At 75.4% G+C, this 2,824-nt stretch carries 3 protein-coding genes; all 3 read left to right on the top strand.

The features are described from left to right. Positions 1-167: 167 nt before the first annotated feature. Positions 168-1,340: an alanine racemase gene (alr, locus tag H0487_RS22315; protein WP_183096397.1), complete on the top strand. Its 1,173-nt coding sequence runs from the start codon at positions 168-170 to the stop codon at positions 1,338-1,340. Continuing rightward, positions 1,337-2,437: an alpha/beta fold hydrolase gene (locus H0487_RS22310; protein ID WP_183096396.1), complete on the top strand. Its 1,101-nt coding sequence runs from the start codon at positions 1,337-1,339 to the stop codon at positions 2,435-2,437. Before alr ends, H0487_RS22310 begins: the two co-directional genes overlap by 4 nt. Beyond that, the coding region (locus H0487_RS22305; RefSeq protein ID WP_183096395.1) for a GNAT family N-acetyltransferase at positions 2,434-2,824 on the top strand (391 nt) is incomplete at its 3' end. The genes H0487_RS22310 and H0487_RS22305, both read left to right, overlap by 4 nt.

Here is a 2,824-nt window from a genome sequence, read left to right as displayed (position 1 = left end):
GCCCCCCGCCGGCCTGTCGCCGTACGACGCCGCCTCGGTGGGGTCCTGGCTGCACGGCGCGGCGGCGACGCTCGCCGCCCGGGGCGGCCCGATCGTCGCGGCGGACGTGGCGCGCGCACTGCCGGCGGTGATCGCCGCACTCCTCGGGTGATGGGAGGATCGGACCCATGTCCGACCACAGGGCCGACCGCCACGAGGGCGCGCTCGCCGAGATCGTCGTCGACGTCGCGGCGATCCGGCACAACGTGCGCGTTCTCCGCGAGGTGGCGGGCGTCCCGCTGATCGCGGTCGTGAAGGCCGACGGCTACGGGCACGGCATGGTCGAGGCGGCGCGGGCCGCCCGCGAGGGCGGGGCGGAGTGGCTGGCTGTCGCGACCGTCGACGAGGCGGTGCAGCTGCGCGCCTCGGGCTACGCGGGTCCGCTGCTCTGCTGGCTGATGCTCCCCGAGACCGACCTGGAGCGCCCGGTCGCCGAGGGCGTCGACCTGACGGCCTACTCCGTGGCCGAGCTCGACGCGATCGCCGAGGCGGCGCGCGCCGTCGGCCTGCGCGCCCGGGTCCAGGTCAAGGTCGACACCGGTCTCAGCCGCGGCGGCGCGTCGCGCGCGGACTGGGCGGCGGTGTTCGCCCGTGCGCACGACGGCGAGCGTGACGGCAGCTGGAAGGTCACCGGGCTGTGGTCGCACCTCGCCTGCAGCGACGAGCCGGACCATCCGGCAAACGACCGTCAGGAGCAGGCCTTCCGGGCCGCCCTGGCGCTCGCCGAGGACTCCGGGCTGCGTCCCGACCTCGTCCACCTCGCCAACTCGGCGGCGACGATCCTGCGCCCGTCCGCCCGGTTCGGTGCCGTGCGCTGCGGGATCGCGACCTACGGGCTCGACCCGGCTCCCGGCCACACCCCCGACCTCGGGCTGCGGCCGGCGATGACGGTGCGCAGCCGGCTGGCCGTGGTCAAGCACCTCGTGGCCGGCGACGCGGTCTCCTACGGCCAACGCTGGGTCGCCGACCGGCCGACCACGATCGGCTTGGTGCCGATGGGCTACGGCGACGGCATCCCGCGGCACGCGTCCCACCCGGGTGGCAGCGCCGAGGTCGCGGTGGGGGGCAAGCGCCGGCCGATCCGCGGCACCGTCTGCATGGACCAGGTGATGGTCGACCTCGGGGGCGACCCGGCGCAGGTCGGGGACGAGGTCGTCCTCCTCGGCGGGGCCGACGACGTACCGACCGCCCAGGACTGGGCCGAGGCCTGCGGGACGATCAGCTACGAGATCGTGACCCGGATGGGCGGCCGCACCGTTCGCCGGCACGTCGACACCGACGTCGTGGAGGAGGGCCCGTGAGCAGCACCCGTCGGCGGGTCGTCGGCTCGGTCGCCGGCGCCCTCGGGGTAGCCGCCGCCGGCGGCGCCGTCAGCATCCTGCGCCAGCAGCGGGCGATCAGCCGCCGCGCCGGCGAGGACGTCGCCTTCGGGTCACTGCGGTCCGCGCCGATCACGGTCGTCGCCGACGACGGCACGCCGCTCCACGTCGAGATCGACGAGGTCGAGGACACCCACGTGCTCGACCGGGCCGGCCGGCTGCTGCGGCGTGTGCGCGGTGCGACGCCCGAGGTCACCGTCGTCTTCGTGCACGGCTTCTGCCTCAACCTCGACTGCTGGCACTTCCAGCGCGCGGCCTACCGCAACCTGGTCCGGACCGTCTTCTACGACCAGCGCTCCCACGGCCGCTCCGGCCGCTCCGACCGCGAGCACGCGACGATCGACCAGCTCGGCCGCGACCTCGCGGCCGTGATCGAGGCCGCCGCCCCCACGGGACCGGTCGTCCTCGTCGGGCACTCGATGGGCGGCATGTCGATCGTCGCCCTGGTCGAGCAGTACCCCGAGCTGATCGGCGACCGGGTCGTCGGCGTCGGTCTCATCTCCACCACCGCGGGCGGCCTCGACGTGAGCCGGATCCTGCTGCCGATGCTGCCGGCCCGGTTGAGCAGTCCGGTGACCCACCGAGCGGTGCGGACGCTGCACCGCGGCCACCGCCTCGTCGACGGGGTACGCCGCCTCGGCCGCACGGCCGCCACGGTCGCCACCGACCGCTACGCGTTCGGCGGCGAGGTCCCGAGGGCCTACGTCGAGTTCACCGACGAGATGCTGTCGGCGACGCCGTTCGAGGTGGTCGCCGACTTCTTCCCGCACTTCGCCAGCCTCGACAAGTTCCACGCGGTGGAGCTGCTCGGCGAGGTCCCGACCTCGGTCATCTGCGGCACCCGCGACCGGCTCACCTCGATCGGCCACTCGCGCAAGCTGCACGCACGGATCCCGGACTCGCGGCTGCTGGAGTGCGACGGAGCCGGGCACCTGGTCCTGTTCGAGCGGCACGACCTGGTCAACGCCGAGCTCGACCAGCTGATCACCGCCGCGACGACGACGGCGCGGGCCCGATGACCGCCACCACCGGCAGGCTCGCGATCGAGGTCGTCGGGGCGGAGGCCGCTGCGGTCGTCCTCGACCTGGTCCGCGCCGCGTTCGCCGACCGGGCACCGCTCGACCCGCCGACGGACGCGCTCGCGGAGACCGAGGAGACGATCGCCGCGCGGCTGGCGTCCGGAGCCGGCCTCGTCGCCCGGGTCGACGGCGTCCCCGTCGGCTGCGTCCTCCTCGACGCCGAGCCCGACGGTCGCACCGTCCACCTGCGTCGTTTCGGGCTGGCCCCGGTGGCGCGCGGCCAGGGAGTGGCCGTGGCGCTCGTCCGCGCGGCCCTGCACGCCGCCGCCGACCTCGGCGACGGTGCCGCCGAGCGTGCCGTCGTCCTCGCGCGCGAGGAGCTGCCGC

The organism is Nocardioides stalactiti, assembly GCF_014180715.1.
Classification (GTDB): Bacteria; Actinomycetota; Actinomycetes; order Propionibacteriales; family Nocardioidaceae; genus Nocardioides; species Nocardioides stalactiti.
This window is presented reverse-complemented; position numbering and strand designations above follow the sequence as displayed.